This window comes from Bradyrhizobium diversitatis (genome assembly GCF_016031635.1).
Classification (GTDB): domain Bacteria; phylum Pseudomonadota; class Alphaproteobacteria; order Rhizobiales; family Xanthobacteraceae; genus Bradyrhizobium; species Bradyrhizobium diversitatis.
Genome location: NZ_JACEGD010000131.1, coordinates 1 through 600, shown reverse-complemented (window position 1 = coordinate 600; position 600 = coordinate 1). Strand labels below are relative to the sequence as shown.

Below are 600 nucleotides of genomic sequence, written 5' to 3'. Positions count from 1 at the left end.
TGGGTCTTGAGCGAACAGCTTTGACAGGCCGTCGTCCAGTAGCGCCGCAGCACCTTGCCGTCTTCTTCATTCGTATAGCGATATGACAGCCGCTCCCCGGCCGGGCAGCGATAGGCGTCCTCCTCTGGCAAATAGGCAAAGTCCTGTTTACCGAAGCGTCCGTCTGCCTTAGCGCCGGACGTTAGCGGTTTGGGCAGAGTTACTGTGATGCCTGCTTCGTGGCACGCGAGGATCTCTGGGCTGTTGAAGTAGCCGCGATCGGCTACCGCTTCGAGCGTCTCGGTCTTGAGAACAGCCTTCGCCTGCTTGGCCATATTGGCAAGTTGTGCCCGATCCGAGCCGCTGTTCGTCACCTCATGCGTCACAATCAGATGGTGCTCGGTGTCTACGGCGACCTGTACGTTGTAGCCAACAACGCCAGAGCCGCGGCCGCTCGTTGCCATCGAGCGGCTGTCGGGGTCGGTCAGCGAGATTTGCTGGTCAGGCGAAGCAAGCATTTGCTTCTCGTAGACGGCAAGCTTGCCCATTTCCTCCTTCAGCTTTGTCAGCTTCTCGGTAAGCCTCGTCACCTTCGTGGCCAGCGCCTCCGTCGGCTCCTGG

The 600-nt window shown here is 59.8% G+C and carries 1 protein-coding gene; it reads right to left on the bottom strand.

Going from position 1 to position 600, the window contains the following annotated elements:
* Nucleotides 1–600: transposase (locus H1B27_RS39780; protein ID WP_197969790.1), on the bottom strand; the 600-nt coding region annotated here is incomplete at both ends.